Genomic DNA, 16,571 nt, shown 5'->3' on the forward strand with positions numbered 1-16,571 from the left:
AAATTTATCTTTGAATCCCTAAAATAATATAAGAAAAATGATAAAAGCAAAAATTGCTGATTTATTGAACAGCGATAAATTCTTACAGGAAGTTGAAGTAAAAGGTTGGGTACGATCTTACAGAAGCAATAGGTTTATAGCGCTAAACGATGGTTCTACCATCAACAACATCCAATGTGTTATAGATTTTGAAAACACTGCTGAAGATATTTTAAAACGAATCACCGTAGGAGCTGCTTTAAAGATCAAGGGAACTTTAAAAGAAAGTCTGGGGAGTCAGCAAAGTGTGGAAGTGGAAGTTACTTCCATAGAAATACTAGGAGATGCCAATCCAGAAGAGGTAAAATTAACCATCTTGTCCCCAAAAAAACATAGCCTTGAAAAATTAAGGGAGCAAGCACATTTAAGGATTCGCACCAATACCTTTGGAGCAGTAATGCGCGTACGTAGCAAGCTGTCTTTTGCTGTTCATAGTTATTTTCAGCAGAATAACTTCCATTATGTGAACACTCCCATTATTACCGGTAGCGATGCCGAAGGGGCTGGAGAAATGTTCAAGGTAACAGGAATGGATTTGAACAATCCCGCAAGAGATGAAAAAGGAAATATAAATTATAAAGAAGATTTCTTCGGAAAAGAAACAAACCTTACCGTTTCTGGTCAGTTAGAAGCTGAAACCTACGCGATGGGACTTGGACAGGTGTATACTTTTGGGCCAACTTTTAGAGCTGAAAACTCAAACACTTCAAGACACTTAGCAGAATTTTGGATGATAGAGCCAGAAGTGGCTTTTTGCGACCTGGATGGAAATATGGACCTGGCAGAAGATTTTATAAAATATGTGGTTTCTTATGTATTGGAGAACTGTAAAGATGATCTGGAATTTCTTGAAAACAGGTTGAAAGATGACGAAAAAACGAAACCAGCTGCAGAACGTAGCGAATTGGATTTACTAGAGAAATTGAAATTTGTGACTGAAAATAATTTCAAAAGGGTAAGTTATACGGAAGCTATAGATATCTTAAAAAATTCCAAGCCCAACAAAAAGAAAAAGTTCCAATACCCAATCGAAGAATGGGGAGCAGACCTTCAAAGTGAGCATGAGCGCTTTTTAGTTGAAAAACACTTTAAATGCCCGGTGATCCTTTTTGACTATCCTGCTGATATCAAGGCTTTTTACATGCGCCTTAATGAAGATGGCAAAACCGTAAGAGCAATGGATATTTTATTTCCAGGAATTGGAGAAATTGTAGGAGGCTCCCAAAGAGAGGAGCGCTTGGATGTTCTTAAAGAGAAAATGAAGGCATTGGGTATCGATGAAAAAGAACTTTGGTGGTACTTAGATACCCGTAAATTCGGGACTTGTGTGCATAGTGGCTTCGGACTTGGTTTCGAAAGGTTGGTACTTTTTGTAACCGGAATGACCAACATTAGAGATGTGATCCCTTTTCCAAGAACACCTCAAAACGCAGAATTTTAAATTTCCATAATTGAAAATTGCTTATTCAAATGGATCCCAATTACATACTTTTGTCCTTAAGAGCAGTGATAAATTATTTATTTAGCCTAAGAAATTGACGTATTTATTAAAATACCTTATAAGATGCTGAAACGAGTTCAGCATGACGTGCAAATTCAGGATCAGCATCGTCACCCTGAGACCCGTGATAAAAAAATTTACCTAGCGTAGGAAATTGACATATTGTGATTCCTTGCAAGTTTATTTTTCTTAAGAACCCCTTTTTTGCAAGTGTAGTGCTTCCCCAGCGTAAAAATTTTTGAAGCCTTGGAGAAAATTTAGCTGGGGAAGTACGGTTCTAATTATGCGGTAGCATAATTGGAAACACCTACAAAAAAGTGTCCTTTTTTTGGTTCGTTTTTTTGGACAAGCAAAAAAATGAACAATGATAAAGATTACGTAAGTCTTTATCGACCAAAGGGAGTGTTTTACGTATCTTTAAAAATACGTCAATGGTAGACCCGTGACAAAAAAATATCTAGCCTAGGAGAATTGACGTAATTTTCGATTTTCTAATGAAATATAGATGCTGAAACGAGTTCAGCATGACGCTCAAATTCCAAGCGAGCATCGTCACCCCTGTGCCGATAGCTATCGGAATTGTTTCAGAGTCTATATTACGCAAATAAAATACGTCATGGCAGTGTAGTCGAAGGATCGGGATACTCTGGTGACATTTTTTTAGATGTTGAGAATATTTATAGATGCTCAAAATGAAAATCATCGAATCGCATATGGTTCCTGCAGTTGCTACAAAAATACGGTTGCAGGAATACGCAGTTGGAATTTTTAAAATGCTTCCTTCCAAAAGCGGACTTAAAAAGGCGATTAAAAAGGAGCAAATACTTCTAAACGGCAAAATTGCTCAAACTTCAGATTGGATTGAGGAACATCAGCAAATAGATTATATTCAGAAAGAAGAAAAGCAATTAAAAGTCTTTCAATTAAAACTGGAAGTGGTTTTTGAAGATGATTATTTAGCCGTGATTAATAAACCTGCCGGATACCCCACAAGCGGAAATTATTTTAAAACAATAGAACACGCGCTCCACTTTAACCTAAAACCCTCATCGCAACCAGATGCATTGCCAAACCCAGTTCCGGTTCATAGATTGGACAATCCCACAAGTGGCCTATTGATCATTGCAAAAACAAAAACGGCGCAACTACAATTACATCAAGATTTCGAGGAGAAAAAGATCCAAAAAACGTATATAGCTTTAGTTACCGGCGAAACTCCATTAAAGGCTTCGATTCAAACTAAAATAGAAGATAAAGAGGCATCAACAACTTATAGAACACTAAGATCCTTTCAATATAAGGAGGGCATTTATTCAGTTTTGGAAGTCGCTCCAAAAACAGGCAGAACCCATCAAATAAGAAGACATCTCTCTTCTTCTGGCTTTCCCATTGTAGGGGATAAACTATATGGTTCTGGCGAGGATCCATTCAGTAAAAAAGGACTTTACCTTGCGGCAATAGGTTTGGAACTCCGGCATCCAATAGATAAAACTCTTCTAAAATTAAAAGTAGAAATCCCTTCAAAATTCAGCAGGGCAATTAGTTAGCTCATAAACAAGCCTTTCTTAACAAAAATTTACGAAAGCAATTTCGATGCCAAAGCTGCAATAGCATGCTTTTTGCTTATTTTTGTAGAAAGTGCAATTTATTACCTATGCTAAAGCAGCAATTAAATTTTAAATTATCCCAAAAGCTCTCTCCTCAACAAATCCAGTTGATGAAGCTTATCCAGTTACCCACGCAGGCTTTCGAGCAGCGTATAAAACAGGAACTGGAAGAAAATCCTGCGTTGGAAGATGGGAAAGAAGATTTGGATGCCGAGTTTGATGATGAATTTTCTAACGATGAATATGATAATGACGATTATGATAATGACACTATAGATGCCGATATTAATGTAGATGATTATCTAAGTGACGATGAAATTCCTAATTACAGGCTTCAGGCAAATAACTATAGTGCAGATGATGAAGACAAACATGTGCCTTATGCCTCCGGCACTTCTTTCGCACAACATTTAAAAACACAATTAAGCACATTTAGGTTAACAGAAATTCAACAGGAAATCGCCGATTTTCTCGTGGGCAGTGTAGACGAAAGTGGATATATAAGAAGGACCTTACAGGATATTGTAGATGATCTTGCTTTTACACAGAATGTTTATACCGATGAAGAATCGGTTGAAAAGGTTCTGAAAAAGGTTCAGGAATTAGATCCCGCAGGAGTTGGTGCTCGTTCGCTTCAGGAGTGCTTGTTAATACAGTTGAAGCGCAAGGAAGCAACTAAAGAGGTTTCACTTGCTACAGACCTTCTGGAAAAATCTTTTGACCACTTCAGTAAAAAACATTATACCAAATTACTTGCGAAACATGATATTTCTGAAGATGAACTTAGAGATGCCATAGATGTCATTGAGCATTTAAACCCGAAACCAGGGGGGGCTTTTGCAGGAAACTTAAGAATGGTGGAACATGTAATTCCAGATTTTGCCATTAAAATTGTTGATGGAGAGTTGGAATTAACCTTGAACGGAAGGAATGCTCCAGAAATGCATATTTCGAATGATTATAGCAATATGCTTAAAGGCTATAAAGAGTCTAAAGAAAAAACAAAGTCGCAAAAAGATGCGGTTATGTTTATAAAACAAAAACTGGACTCTGCCAAGTGGTTTATAGACGCTATTAAGCAGCGACAGCAGACTCTAATGGTTACGATGAGCTCCATAATGAATTATCAAAAAGAATACTTTTTGAGTGGGGATGAGCGTAATTTGCGCCCAATGATCCTAAAGGACATTGCCGATGAGATTGGAATGGATGTTTCCACGGTATCCCGTGTTGCAAACAGCAAGTATGTAGATACCCCGTACGGGACTAAATTGATCAAGGAATTCTTTTCTGAATCTATGACGAACGATCAAGGAGAAGAGGTTTCTACCAGGGAGATTAAAAAGATCTTGGAAATATCCATTGAGGAAGAGGATAAGCGCAAGCCGTTAACCGATGATAAACTTGCTAAATTGTTATTGGAAAAAGGATATCCCATAGCTAGAAGGACAGTTGCAAAATATAGAGAACAACTGGATATCCCGGTGGCAAGAATGAGAAAAGAGATTTAATGAAGTTCTTGATTAAAAGTGCTTCTTATATTTTCCATCCTTTATGGATGCCTTTTGCCGGTAGTCTATTTTATTTTCTGGTTACCCCACGATTCTTTCCCTTGCCATTGATTCAAGCTAAATTGCTGGCTATAGCCATTACCACCCTGTTTATTCCTGTGGTCTTTTATTTTCTTCTGAAAAATTTAGGCAAGGCAGATTCAATATTTCTAAAAGATGTAAACCAACGCCGTTGGCCGTTATTTTTTTATAGTTTGCTTATTGGTCTTAACCTCTACCAGATCCTAAACATCTATAATTATCCCGCCTTGTATTACTTTTTTGTGGGCATTTTGTTTTCCATAATCACTGCCCTCTTTCTAGCATGGCTCAAACTGAAAATAAGTTTGCATATGCTAGGCCTTTCCGGGATTTTAATGTTCGTGCTAGCGTTAAGTATTTATTATAGGCTAAACCTAATTTATACCATAGCCTTTTTAATAGCAGCCCTAGGGCTAACTGCAACATCAAGATTGCATTATAAGGCCCACACCTGGCTAGAGTTATTTCTAGGATTTTTTATAGGCTTTTTGCCGCAATTAATCGTGCTTAACTACTGGTTATAGAATATAGAACATCAATCCCAATTTAAAGGTAGATATCCCCACGGGAGTGTTGTTTAGTTGAGCATCCTTAAAGAAAGGATTTAAGCTATAGTACACATGAAAATTAAAGGTATTATAACCAAATGTAAAAGTGGTGCCTAATCGCAACCTTTCCAATTCTGGTACATCTGTTTGAATTACCTGATTGGAACCTTGCCTAAAATTAGATTTAAAATAATAAACATATCCAAGTTTAAAACCAGTATAAATCCTCCAGAACTTATAAGATTGAGGTGTAGAAGTACGCCACCTAAACTCTAAAGGCAATTCCAAGAGTTGTGTAGAAAACCTATTGGTATCATAATCTACCTCAGGATCGCTTAAATTTCTGAAAATAGTATTATTATTTTCATCCTCGCCAATAAACAATTCCTGTCCATACGAATTTAAGGACCAACCCAGTCCCGCACCTATAGCAATATTCCGACGTTTGTTTATAGGAAAATCCCGAATAAAACCAAGATGAAGTCCTCCTGAAAATCCAGATTGTGCAACTGTTTCCGGTAGATCTGTTAATAGGTGGAACGTAAGTCCCACATAAAGTTGATCCTCCCTATAAAGGCTGTCAATTGGTTTAAGAAGGGTATCCCCTACTGCTGTTTGTGAAAATGAAGGTCCCAAAGCAAAAAGGGCAAAAGCAAAAAATAAAAGTCTTTTCATTTTCAAAACGTTGGTTCCCATAATATTCAGAAAGTTAAATATAAAAAAAACATCCCATCTGGTAAATCCAGATGGGACGTTTTATTAACAGTAATGTAACAGTGTTACTAATTCTTAGCTACTTCCCCAATTCGGGTAGTGTAGTTTATTTTAAGTGCTTCTGCTTTTCTTAATTCTTGTTTAATATCAGACACCAATCCCATATTGGTTTCAACATCCACTTTTAAGGCAGTTGTTAAATAAGGAATCAATTCTTCACGTTTAGTCTCTCTTTCTGCGTAGATAAAATTCTGGATATCTTTGATATCTGCAAACTTATCGTTTAACTGAATTCGAGCTTCACTACCAAACTTCTGTTGGTATCTAGGGCTTGGTTTTCCTGCATAAATATACATTACCAATTCCTTTCTATCCAACTTTTCTACTTGGTCTGCAAAGGGTAACTTATTTTCAATCATCAAAGTATTTTGACGCATTACCGTAGCCACCATAAAAAAGAAAAGCAACATAAAAACGATATCTGGCAATGAAGCCGTGTTTACCGCTGGTAATTCACCACTCTTTTTCTTTTTAAATTTAGACATAATTAGATTGAATTAAAATTTTATACTAATCTAAGAGCTTTTTGGCTCTGCTTCAGATAACAACTGAGGATACATTTCCTTTACTTGATCTATCTGCTTTTCCATTTTATCCTTATTACCTCTATAATTAGGATCATTGTATCTAGCTTCCATCTCAGTATAATCCATACCGAACAATCTCTGTGATTCCCTGTTTCTCAATTCATTATAAGCTGCAACCAGTTCGTTTTGCACAGAAATATAAGTTCTGTATTCAGTTTGACGATCATTTACCAATGAGATAATAGCTTTCTTTGGGTTATCTGATGATTGTGGATCTCTAGCTCCTTTACAGTAACTACATCCATCTTCACCAGCTCCTCCACCGTTATCCAGAAAATCCATGGCAGCCTTACGTAGTTCGCTAAGTTGCATAACTTGATCTTCTACCAATAAATCATTGTTTCTGTTAACAATTACAGTAAAGATGTTTTTTTGCTTAATAACTGGCGGCTCAACGTTCTCATCTTGAATAGGGGGCAATTTACGGCTGATTCCCCTATCGTTCTCCATTGTTGTGGTTACCAGGAAAAAAATCAATAGCAAGAATGCTATATCGGCCATAGAGCCGGCATTTATTTCTGGTGCTGATCTTTTAGCCATAATTTATTTTATTAATTTTCTTATTCCGGAAAGTACCATAGCTCCAACCGCTATTGCTGTTAGAATATAGAATACCACTAATCCGGTACCAACCCAATGGTCTGCACTGGCAGATAAAGTATCACCATCTTTGAGTTGAACTTCATTACCATCGGTTAAAACGTATGCTATAACTATAACAAGTACAAATGCTCCTACTGAAATTAGTGTGTTCTTCACGTTTCCGGAGAACAATCCCTTAATCACGAAGAAACCTACTATTAATATACAAACAGCCAGTACAAAATAGGCAACCCACATCATAGGATCAAGTAAACTTTGCTGTTCGGCAGCTGAGGCCACAATAGCATCATCACCAGCTATAATAATTCTACCCACAAGGATAAGACCTATTACACCAATAACAAGTGCTAAATATTTTAAAACTTTGTGTATGGTCATGATTTATTATTTCTTAGATTCTTTTTTTGTTTTTGTAATCAACTAACATATCGATCAATAAGATAGACGCATCTTCCATATCATTTACAATACTATCGATCTTAGCGATGATGTAATTATAAAAAATTTGAAGAATAATCGCTACGATCAAACCAAATACAGTTGTAAGAAGTGCTACTTTAATACCACCTGCTACCAATGAAGGTTGCATATCCCCTGCTGCTTCAATTTTATCGAATGCTTGGATCATCCCAATTACCGTACCCATGAATCCTAACATAGGAGCCAAGGCGATAAATAAAGATACCCAAGAAACATTCTTCTCTAGTTGTCCCATTTGCACACCACCGTAAGCAACAACCGCTTTTTCAGCAGCTTCAATACTTTCGTCTGCACGATCCAAACCTTGGTAATATATAGAGGCAACCGGCCCACTTGTATTTCTACAAACTTCTTTAGCAGCTTCTACCCCACCATTGTTTAATGCATCTTCAACATCCTGAGCTAATTTCTTAGTGTTTGTTGTAGATAAGTTTAAAAAGATAATTCTCTCGATGGCAATGGCCAAACCTAGAATTAAACATAAAAGAACGATCCCCATAAATCCGGCACCACCTTCTATAAAACGTTTTTTAAGTTTTTGATGAAAACCTAAATCTTCCTCTTGTGTGTCGAGGCCTGCTTCGTCATCCTGAACAATCGTCTGGATGTTATCAGGTAAGATGTTTACATTAATTGTCGCATTAGCTTGTGCGGCTCCAAATAACATAATCGAAGCGATTACCAAAGTTGAAAATAATCTTTTCATTACTGTTTGTCTTAAATTAATTAGTTAAAAGGTTAAAGATATAAAAATAAATATTTAATAAAAATAAATTGCAGAGAGGAAGGGATTCGAACCCTCGATACGCTTGTGGCGTATACACACTTTCCAGGCGTGCGCCTTCGACCACTCGGCCACCTCTCTAAATAGCTTATTTTAATTAGTGCGCCAAGTAACAAAAAAAAAAGATTACCATCAAAATAAGAATCGTTAATATTTATAACATTTCACCACGCAGGGAAGTCTCAAAAATGGTTTTGAATACTTTAGGTGATAATTCTTTACCCAAAAGGTACATTAATTTTGCGATTGCAGCTTCTGTTGTAATGTCTTTCCCAGACACTACCCCTATTTTTTTTAATTGCGTACTTGTCTCGTAATTACCCATAGCCACACTGCCCGCAACACATTGGGTCACATTAACGACCATTAAACCATCAGAAATATGCTTTCTTAATAAATTAATAAACCAAGCGTCTGTGGGTGCATTTCCGCTTCCGAATGTTTCCAACACCACCCCCCGAAGATTTTTCTTGGCCAAAATATGTGCGACAGTGCTTTCGGTTATTCCTGGAAACATTTTCAAAATAAGCACTTCCGAGTTAAATTCTTTATGCAGTTTTATCTTTTTTCTTCTGTTTGTAACCCAAAGAGCTGAATGATTTACCGATAAATATACCCCAGACTCTGCAAGTGGAGGATAATTTGAAGATGCAAATGCCTGAAAATGCTCTGCATTTATTTTTGTGGTTCTATTGCCCCTGTACAATTTATATTCAAAATAAAGGCAAACTTCAGAAATTACGGGCCGCCCTTGTTTTTGTAAACCGGCAATTTGAATACTGGTGATTAGATTTTCCTTTGCATCGGTCCTAAGATCTCCAATTGGCAATTGTGAACCCGTAAAAATGATGGGTTTTGTAAGGTTCTCGAACATAAAACTTAAGGCCGAAGCAGTGTACGACATGGTATCACTACCGTGCAACACCACGAACCCATCATACTCTTCGTATTTTTCTTCAATGATCTCTGCAATCTGAAGCCAGTTTACCGGGTTCATGTTAGAAGAATCTATTGGTTTCTTAAAACTTACAGTATCTATGGAATGTTCCAAAAGTTTAAGCTCAGGAATGTTTTGAAGTAAGTCACTAAAATTAAAGGCCTTTAAGGCCCCGGTTTCAAAATCTTTGATCATACCAATGGTTCCCCCGGTATAGATCAATAAAATATTAGATTTTGTTTTCATTTAAAACTTCATGGTTTATCACTGGGTTGGCATACATTAGAAGGTAACTATTTACTTCCAGGGCATTTTTAAAATCCACCCTTCGGGTTAATCTCCTTTCAAACTGCCTTTTTTCCTTATCGGTATACCGACCAGCGTGTGTTTCAGAATTGTTCAACAAGTCGCAGGCAATATAATTTGCAGGCCAAAGTTTGTAGTTTTTATAGATCTTAGAATCAATAGCGCCAGCAATAGCTTGTAATTGATCGTTCACGGAATGCTCTGTCTTCTCTAATTCCTCAAACCAGTTCTCATCGAGCATGTCTCCAGCGGTGATATGTATTCTCCCCTTATTTCCTAGTGCACCTTTGAGAATAGAATTAAAATCCTCGTGAGCAGACTTTTTATAAACTTCCTCTTTTCTCTTGGCCATCAACTCTGGCATTTTAAGAACATCTGTAGGATCGAACTCATAAGAAATAGAAACTGGAACAATTTTGATTTTTGAAAAATATTCAGAAATACTCATGTCTCCCTTGGCCATAGCCAGCATTTTGAGGACTCCTTGTTGTGTAACATCATTACCATCCTTGGTTCGCCCTTCTCGCTGTGCCATCCAAACAGATCTCTTCTCTTCCAGCAATAAATGCCGAATATATTCTGAAAGGTTTTGAGAACTGCGAAGCATTTCCCTGGGAGTAAGTCCGCGTTGCACCAAAAAATTCCTATTTAGCCTGGATAACAGCAACAAAAATGGTTTTTGAACTAGATTATCCCCAATTGCCGAAGCCGTCATCACCAAATCCTGCTCATATAATGCACAATTTATAAGACTGGTATCCAATATGATATCCCTATGATTGGAAATAAACATATAGGATTCATCTTTTTTAAGTTTTTCAAAACCGCTATAAGAAAGGCCTTCAGAACTTTTTTCCAATACCTTTTTTACGGAATTATAAATAACTTTTCCTTGAAAATCGTAGATCGAATGGCAATCGTTTAATATTTGTTTAATCTCATCGAATGATTTCTCCGGGAAAGTAAATTGAAGCAACGTCTTGATCATTGGGTGATTCGCGTACTTGTTTAAAGCCGGTTGCACCTCATTATCATTATAAAACCTTATTTCTTCGAAGTTTGCCACGTACATTTTTTGGTTAGCTTCACAAATGAACAAAATAATATGTTAATTCCCCACATTACACACCAAATATATCTTTGGAGTTTTTGGTGGTGATAGCAGCAACCTCCTCTAAACAGAGTCCGTAAAGGGTTGCAACTTTCTGGGCGATTATCTCTATGTGGGCACTTTCATTTCTTTTTCCCCTAAATGGTGCAGGGGCCAAATAAGGAGCATCGGTCTCCAAAACTATATGTTCCATAGGAATTTCAGCTAAAAATTTATCCAAACCTCCATTTTTAAACGTAACCACACCACCAATCCCCAGTTTCATATTATAAGAAAGTGCCTTTAAAGCCTGCTCCTTATTTCCCGTAAAACAGTGAAAAATCCCGAAAAGATGATCGTCCTTCTCAGACTCCAACACTTCAAAAACCTCATCGAATGCATCCCTGCAATGTATAACTATTGGCAGGTTCTTGGATTTGGCCAATTGGATTTGGTGCTTAAAGGCTGTTTGCTGCTCCTTAAGCAAGGTTTTGTCCCAATAAAGATCTATCCCAATTTCACCAACGGCGTAAAAATCCCTTTTGTTAAATTGCTCCTCTATAAATTGCAGTTCCTCTTCAAAATTACTTTTTACCGATGTTGGGTGCAAGCCCATCATCAAAAAAACATTCTCGGGAAATTGAGCTTCCAGCTCATACATGGCTATGGTATGCGAAGAATCTATAGCCGGAATAAAAAAGCGACTGATTCCTTTTTTGATAGCCTTTTCGATAACTTCTTTTCTATCGGCATCAAACTCCTTGCTATATAAATGCGTGTGGGTATCGGTTAACATCATAAAGGCAAAAATAATTTATTTTGAAGACCTATCTTTGCGAAAAGATAAAGAATGTCGTCCCTTAGAAAACTGCTTGACAATAAAGGTTATCATCGCATCAAATTAAAATATACCGAAACCAATCATTTTGAGCTGGTCGCAAAAATAAATGAAATTGAGGGCAATTTTATTCTGGATACAGGCGCGTCCAGTACCTGTGTTGGTTTTGACGCGGCAGCTCATTTTAAATTATTGGGTGAAGAAAGCAAGATTAGGGCCGCGGGAGCTGGCGCCACCAATATGCTAACCCAAATAGCCTCTAAGAACCGTATAGAAATTGAAGGCTGGAAAACCAAAAAATTAGATCTGGTGTTATTTGACCTAACCCATGTAAATGAAGCTCTTGTAAACCATAAAGCCGAAAAAGTACATGGTATACTTGGTGCAGATATCCTAAAAAAAGGAAAAGCAATAATAGATTATAAAAATAAAGCGCTTTATTTAAAATAACTTGAAAATGGGGAAAAACCCCCATTAAATCATCTTGTTTTTCCTTTTATATTTGGATTATAAGGTAAAGGTTATGAAAATTTTAGATAATAAAAAATCGGCTTCGAGTATAGGTGTTTTATTTTTGACCATTGCGGTTATTGCAGTGCTCCTCTTAAATATCCTTACACTAATAGCTTTATTTTAATTGATATATAACAAGAAAAAGGGTGACAATTAAAATTGTCACCCTTTTTTAATGAATATTCTTCCTGAACTATAGTTCCAATGCTCTTTTCACATCGTTATCCATCAATAATTCTTCCGGACTCTCTAAAGCTTCTTTAACAGCAACCAAGAAACCAACAGACTCTCTTCCATCAATCACCCTGTGATCGTAAGAAAGCGCAACAAACATGACAGGTCTAATTTCCACGTGACCATCTATTGCCACTGGTCTTTCCACAATGTTGTGCATTCCCAAAATCCCGCTTTGAGGTGGATTTATAATTGGCGTAGATAACATGGATCCAAAAACACCACCATTGGAAATAGTAAAGGTTCCACCCGTCATTTCATCCACAGTGATCTTACCATCCCTAGCGCGAATTGCAAGACGCTTCACTTCCTCTTCTACTCCCCTAAAACCAAGGTTTTCTACATTGCGCATTACAGGAACCATTAATCCTTTAGGACCGGATACTGCAATACTGATGTCTTTGTAATCGTATTTTATTTGGTAATCTCCATCTAACATAGAGTTTACGTCTGGATATAATTCCAGGGCACGAACAACGGCAAGGGTAAAGAAGGACATAAATCCTAAGCCTACTCCATGCTTCTCCTTGAATTCTTCTTTGTATTGTTTACGTAACGAGAAAATAGCCGACATATCTACCTCATTAAAAGTAGTAAGCATGGCTGTTTCATTTTTAGCTTTCACCAAACGTTCCGCCACTTTACGACGTAACATGGACATTTTTTTACGCTCTTCTCCTCTTTTCCCAGTTCCCGGAGTTCCCATAGAAGCTTTTGCTTGTACAGCATCTTCTTTGGTGATTCTTCCATCACGTCCAGATCCAGAAACAGATTTAGAATCTATTCCCTTTTCATCCAAAATCTTCTTGGCAGAAGGGGACGGGGTTCCGGTAGCATACGTTTTATCTTGTTGCTGAGATGGAGTTGAAGGTTTGGAAGGAGTTTGGGTTAAGGCTTCCTCTTTCTCGCTATTAGCTTTTGTGGGCGCTTCTTCTCTTTGTTCTTTTACTTCCTTTTCTGCAGATTCATCTTTTGAATCATCTTGAGGTTCCTCTTTAGCTTCATCATTGCGTTTGGCTTCCTTTTTATCACCACCCCCTGGTTTTGGGGCATCTGTATCTATAAGGCACACCACTGCACCAACAGCAACGGCATCGCCTTCTTCCGCTTTCAGGGTAATTATTCCGCTTGCCTCAGCAGGAAGTTCTAAGGTTGCCTTATCGCTATCTACTTCAGCAATAGGCTGGTCTTTTTCAACATAATCTCCATCTTCTACCAGCCATTGAGCTATTTCAACCTCTGTAATAGATTCTCCCGGAGAAGGAACTTTCATTTCTAAAGCCATGATCTTTTGTTTTATTTTTTTAAAACTTACTTATTACTAAGAAAGGGTGTTAAATTTATTGGTATTTGATTACACCATTGTTTTATCAAATACGCTTTCAATTACTTTTTCGTGTCGTTTTTTAAACCTTACTGAACTACCGGCTGCCGGAGATCCGTAGAACTTTCTACTGCAAACCCTAAAGCTTTTTGCTGCATCAAAATGCAACAATAAATAACTATATGCCCCCATATTTCTTGGTTCTTCCTGGGCCCAGACAATATCATCGGCATTCTTATATTTAGCCATTACTTCATTTATCCTTTTTTCAGGTAAAGGGAATAATTGCTCTACACGAACCAGCGCGATATCCTCCCTCTTGTTATCTTCTTGATGCCTTAAAAGGTCGTAGTAGAATTTACCGGTACAAAATACCAAAGATTTTACTTTATCAACCTTGGCTGTAGCATCGTCTATCACTGTTTGGAAAGTACCACTTGCAAATTCTTCTTTGGTGGACAACACTTTTGGATGCCTAAGCAAACTCTTTGGGGTAAATACTATTAGAGGTTTTCTGTAATTCACTTTCATTTGCCTCCTCAACAAATGGTACATATTTGCAGGAGTCGTTACGTCGGCAACAAACATATTATCTGTAGCACAAAGTTGTAAAAAACGTTCCATTCTTCCTGAAGAATGTTCTGCTCCTTGACCTTCATATCCATGCGGCAGTAACATTACCAAGCCATTTTGTAATTTCCACTTATCTTCTGCGGCAGAAATATACTGATCTATCATGATTTGTGCACCATTCACAAAATCCCCAAACTGGGCTTCCCAAATGGTGAGTGTATCTGGACTCGCCATGGCGTACCCATAATCGAATCCTACCACACCATATTCTGACAATAAGGAATTGTAAATACTAAAATCCCCTTTTCTGTCTGGAATATTATTGTGCAGAATGATCTCCTCTTCACTTTCTTCGACTTTAACCACTGCGTGACGGTGAGAAAAAGTGCCTCTTTCTATATCTTGCCCACTCATTCGTACGCTATATCCTTCGGTCATCAAAGTTCCATAAGCAAGCAGTTCTGCCATGGCCCAATCCAATTGATTGGTTTCAAAATACATTTTTTCACGAGCCTCTATAAGCTTTGCGATCTTTCTAAGGAATTTCTTGTCCTCTGGAAGTTTCGTGATTATTTTAGCAACCTTATCGAGTATCTTTATATCTATAGTAGTATCTACAGGAGCCATCATCGTGTCTTCCTGCACATTCTCGAATCCCTCCCATTCATCTTGCATGAAAGGGGTGATCCTTGTAGTGTCTTCTTTACGGGAATCTACTAGTTCTTCTTCTAAATTTGCTTTATATTCTTCTTCTAGTTTCTTTACATGACCCTCTTCAATTACCCCACTTTTGATCAATTTTTCAGCATAAATATCCCGTGGGTTTTGGTGCTTTGCAATTGCTTTATATAATTTAGGCTGAGTAAATCTTGGCTCATCTCCTTCATTATGCCCATATTTTCTATATCCCAATAGATCTATAAAGACATCCCTTTTGAATTGCATTCTAAAATCTAAAGCAAATAAAATTGCATGCACAACCGCTTCTGCATCATCGGCATTTACGTGAAGTACAGGTGAAAGGGTCGCTTTTCCCACATCTGTACAATAAGTAGAAGAACGTCCATCTAAATAATTGGTAGTAAATCCAATTTGATTGTTCACAACAATATGAATAGTTCCACCAGTTTTGTAGCCTTCCAATTGCGCCATCTGCACCAGCTCGTATACCAAACCTTGGCCTGCAATTGCTGCATCCCCATGTACAATTATGGGTAAAACCTTAGAAAAATCGTCTTTAAAATGCCTATCCTGTTTTGCTCTGGAAATTCCTTCTACAACCGCCCCTACGGTCTCTAAGTGAGATGGGTTGGGAGCAATGTTTATGTTTATCCCGTTACCACTTTCAGTAGTCCTACAACTGGTCCAGCCCAAATGATATTTTACATCTCCATCAAAAATATCTTGTTCGTAATCCTTGCCATCAAATTCACTAAAGATGTCTTTTGCACTTTTCCCGAAGATATTGGTAAGTGTATTCAATCTTCCCCGGTGAGCCATTCCCATTACAAAATCTTTTACACCAAGACTTGCAGCTTTTTCTATAAGGATATCCAATGCTGGAATTAAACTCTCGTTCCCTTCTAAAGAAAATCTTTTTTGCCCCACATATTTGGTATGCAAAAAGCTTTCAAAAGAAACAGCCTTATTTAATTTGGCAAGGATATTCTTTTTTTCGGCGTCATTAAAATTAGGCTGATTATCGTTGATATTAAGTTTTTTCTGAATCCAATCGATCTCCTCAGGCTTTCGGATATACATATATTCCACTCCGATAGATTGGCAATAAATCGTTTCCAAATGCCCAACGATATCTTTTAGCGTTGTGGTCCCAATTCCTATAATTTCCCCTGCACTAAATGTTTTCTCTAGATCTTCTGAAGTCAATCCGAAATTCTCTAACGCTAAAGTAGGTACATATTGCCTACGTTCCCTTACTGGATTTGTTCTAGTAAACAAATGCCCTCGAGTTCTATAACCGTCTATTAATCGGATTACCTGAAACTCTTTTCTTATATTTTCCGGGACTTCGGCTAGCGCGAACTCTTGTGGTGCAACACCATTTTCCTGATGTGCTTCTTGAGAAAGTTTTCCATCTTGCTCCATTCCAAAGTCGAAACCTTGAAAGAAAGCTCTCCAACTAGGTTCTACGCTATCTGGATTTTGTAAATACTGATCGTAAAGATTTGCGAAGTAAGCTGTAGGTGCAGCGTTTAGAAATGAAAATTTGTCCATAGGTGG

15 protein-coding genes and 1 tRNA gene are annotated in these 16,571 nt (G+C 37.4%); 5 read left to right on the forward strand and 11 right to left on the reverse strand.

All coding sequences use genetic code 11. The features are described from left to right. Positions 1–37 precede the first annotated feature (37 nt). The 4 genes from asnS to JM83_RS04300 all read left to right on the forward strand — a co-directional run bounded on the left by asnS (position 38) and on the right by JM83_RS04300 (position 5,263). Entirely contained in the window at positions 38–1,480 is a 1,443-nt protein-coding gene (gene asnS, locus JM83_RS04285; RefSeq protein ID WP_144959697.1) for an asparagine--tRNA ligase, read from the forward strand. Positions 1,481–2,232: 752 nt separating this feature from the next. Further along, positions 2,233–3,087, forward strand: a complete 855-nt coding sequence (locus JM83_RS04290; RefSeq protein WP_144959699.1) for an RluA family pseudouridine synthase — start codon at positions 2,233–2,235, stop codon at positions 3,085–3,087. A 107-nt stretch (positions 3,088–3,194) separates the two neighbouring features. Then, positions 3,195–4,658 (forward strand): RNA polymerase factor sigma-54, encoded by a 1,464-nt coding sequence (rpoN, locus tag JM83_RS04295; protein ID WP_144959701.1) that lies wholly within the window; start codon positions 3,195–3,197, stop codon positions 4,656–4,658. Continuing rightward, positions 4,658–5,263, forward strand: a complete 606-nt coding sequence (locus JM83_RS04300; protein ID WP_144959703.1) for a hypothetical protein — start codon at positions 4,658–4,660, stop codon at positions 5,261–5,263. Before rpoN ends, JM83_RS04300 begins: the two co-directional genes overlap by 1 nt. Here JM83_RS04300 and JM83_RS04305 read toward each other — a convergent pair. The 9 genes from JM83_RS04305 to JM83_RS04345 form a co-directional block, all read right to left on the reverse strand. After that, complete coding sequence (locus JM83_RS04305; protein ID WP_144959705.1) at positions 5,258–5,962, reverse strand: porin family protein; 705 nt, start codon at positions 5,960–5,962, stop codon at positions 5,258–5,260. The genes JM83_RS04300 and JM83_RS04305 overlap by 6 nt on opposite strands. A gap of 107 nt (positions 5,963–6,069) precedes the next feature. Continuing rightward, on the reverse strand, positions 6,070–6,546 hold the full coding sequence (locus JM83_RS04310; protein ID WP_144959706.1) for an ExbD/TolR family protein: 477 nt from the start codon (positions 6,544–6,546) through the stop codon (positions 6,070–6,072). A 30-nt stretch (positions 6,547–6,576) separates the two neighbouring features. Further along, on the reverse strand, positions 6,577–7,188 hold the full coding sequence (locus JM83_RS04315) for an ExbD/TolR family protein (RefSeq protein ID WP_144959709.1): 612 nt from the start codon (positions 7,186–7,188) through the stop codon (positions 6,577–6,579). Between the two features lie 3 nt (positions 7,189–7,191). Continuing rightward, positions 7,192–7,629 carry a hypothetical protein gene (locus tag JM83_RS04320; protein ID WP_144959711.1) on the reverse strand — a complete coding sequence of 146 codons (438 nt, stop codon included), beginning with the start codon at positions 7,627–7,629 and terminating at the stop codon, positions 7,192–7,194. A 13-nt stretch (positions 7,630–7,642) separates the two neighbouring features. After that, positions 7,643–8,437: a MotA/TolQ/ExbB proton channel family protein gene (locus JM83_RS04325; RefSeq protein WP_144959713.1), complete on the reverse strand. Its 795-nt coding sequence runs from the start codon at positions 8,435–8,437 to the stop codon at positions 7,643–7,645. Between the two features lie 71 nt (positions 8,438–8,508). Then, positions 8,509–8,596 (reverse strand) — tRNA-Ser (locus tag JM83_RS04330). Positions 8,597–8,669: 73 nt separating this feature from the next. After that, entirely contained in the window at positions 8,670–9,698 is a 1,029-nt protein-coding gene (locus tag JM83_RS04335; RefSeq protein ID WP_144959715.1) for an asparaginase, read from the reverse strand. Continuing rightward, positions 9,682–10,824, reverse strand: a complete 1,143-nt coding sequence (locus JM83_RS04340; protein ID WP_144959717.1) for a 1-acyl-sn-glycerol-3-phosphate acyltransferase — start codon at positions 10,822–10,824, stop codon at positions 9,682–9,684. The genes JM83_RS04335 and JM83_RS04340 overlap by 17 nt, the downstream gene beginning before the upstream one ends. 55 nt (positions 10,825–10,879) lie before the next feature. Next, entirely contained in the window at positions 10,880–11,647 is a 768-nt protein-coding gene (locus tag JM83_RS04345; protein ID WP_144959719.1) for a TatD family hydrolase, read from the reverse strand. 51 nt (positions 11,648–11,698) lie between these two features. On the opposite strand from JM83_RS04345, the gene JM83_RS04350 reads away from it, so the two are divergent. Further along, positions 11,699–12,136: a retropepsin-like aspartic protease gene (locus JM83_RS04350; protein ID WP_144959721.1), complete on the forward strand. Its 438-nt coding sequence runs from the start codon at positions 11,699–11,701 to the stop codon at positions 12,134–12,136. A gap of 256 nt (positions 12,137–12,392) precedes the next feature. On the opposite strand, the gene odhB is transcribed toward JM83_RS04350, so the two are convergent. Together odhB and JM83_RS04360 are read right to left on the reverse strand one after the other, a co-directional pair. Next, a complete protein-coding gene (odhB, locus tag JM83_RS04355; protein ID WP_144959724.1) occupies positions 12,393–13,718 on the reverse strand; it encodes a 2-oxoglutarate dehydrogenase complex dihydrolipoyllysine-residue succinyltransferase in 1,326 nt (441 codons plus the stop codon). A gap of 69 nt (positions 13,719–13,787) precedes the next feature. After that, a complete protein-coding gene (locus JM83_RS04360) occupies positions 13,788–16,565 on the reverse strand; it encodes a 2-oxoglutarate dehydrogenase E1 component (RefSeq protein ID WP_144959726.1) in 2,778 nt (925 codons plus the stop codon). Positions 16,566–16,571 lie beyond the last annotated feature (6 nt).

It is taken from the genome of Gillisia sp. Hel_I_86 (assembly GCF_007827275.1).
In the GTDB taxonomy this organism is placed as follows: domain Bacteria; phylum Bacteroidota; class Bacteroidia; order Flavobacteriales; family Flavobacteriaceae; genus Gillisia.

Excerpts from the sequence above, each read along its gene's own strand:
- asnS (WP_144959697.1), top strand. The coding sequence starts at position 38 with ATGATAAAAGCAAAAATTGCTGATTTATTGAACAGCGATAAATTCTTA.
- JM83_RS04290 (WP_144959699.1), top strand. The coding sequence starts at position 2,233 with ATGAAAATCATCGAATCGCATATGGTTCCTGCAGTTGCTACAAAAATA.
- rpoN (WP_144959701.1), top strand. The coding sequence starts at position 3,195 with ATGCTAAAGCAGCAATTAAATTTTAAATTATCCCAAAAGCTCTCTCCT.
- JM83_RS04300 (WP_144959703.1), top strand. The coding sequence starts at position 4,658 with ATGAAGTTCTTGATTAAAAGTGCTTCTTATATTTTCCATCCTTTATGG.
- JM83_RS04305 (WP_144959705.1), bottom strand. The coding sequence starts at position 5,962 with ATGAAAAGACTTTTATTTTTTGCTTTTGCCCTTTTTGCTTTGGGACCT.
- JM83_RS04310 (WP_144959706.1), bottom strand. The coding sequence starts at position 6,546 with ATGTCTAAATTTAAAAAGAAAAAGAGTGGTGAATTACCAGCGGTAAAC.
- JM83_RS04315 (WP_144959709.1), bottom strand. The coding sequence starts at position 7,188 with ATGGCTAAAAGATCAGCACCAGAAATAAATGCCGGCTCTATGGCCGAT.
- JM83_RS04320 (WP_144959711.1), bottom strand. The coding sequence starts at position 7,629 with ATGACCATACACAAAGTTTTAAAATATTTAGCACTTGTTATTGGTGTA.
- JM83_RS04325 (WP_144959713.1), bottom strand. The coding sequence starts at position 8,437 with ATGAAAAGATTATTTTCAACTTTGGTAATCGCTTCGATTATGTTATTT.
- JM83_RS04335 (WP_144959715.1), bottom strand. The coding sequence starts at position 9,698 with ATGAAAACAAAATCTAATATTTTATTGATCTATACCGGGGGAACCATT.
- JM83_RS04345 (WP_144959719.1), bottom strand. The coding sequence starts at position 11,647 with ATGATGTTAACCGATACCCACACGCATTTATATAGCAAGGAGTTTGAT.
- JM83_RS04350 (WP_144959721.1), top strand. The coding sequence starts at position 11,699 with ATGTCGTCCCTTAGAAAACTGCTTGACAATAAAGGTTATCATCGCATC.
- odhB (WP_144959724.1), bottom strand. The coding sequence starts at position 13,718 with ATGGCTTTAGAAATGAAAGTTCCTTCTCCGGGAGAATCTATTACAGAG.
- JM83_RS04360 (WP_144959726.1), bottom strand. The coding sequence starts at position 16,565 with ATGGACAAATTTTCATTTCTAAACGCTGCACCTACAGCTTACTTCGCA.